Raw genomic sequence first — 205 nt, forward strand, 5'->3', positions numbered from 1 at the left:
GCCGTGCAGCAGTTGCAGGTGCTGCCCGAGGCGGAGCGTGAGTTGCTGCTTAACACGTGGAATGCGACGCAGCAGGTGTATCCGAAACATCGGTGTGTGCACCAGCTATTCGAAGCGCAGGTTGAGCGCACGCCCGAAGCGCCAGCGCTGGTGTATGAAGCGCAGACACTGAGCTATGCGCAGCTGAACGCACAAGCCAATCGCC

1 pseudogene is annotated in these 205 nt (G+C 61.0%); it reads left to right on the forward strand.

Annotated elements, in window-relative coordinates:
• Positions 1–205: pseudogene (locus KPG66_RS17180) on the forward strand (AMP-binding protein); the annotation flags it as partial.

Origin of the sequence: Mycetohabitans sp. B2 (assembly GCF_021733735.1) — a bacterium.
Classification (GTDB): Bacteria; Pseudomonadota; Gammaproteobacteria; order Burkholderiales; family Burkholderiaceae; genus Mycetohabitans; species Mycetohabitans rhizoxinica.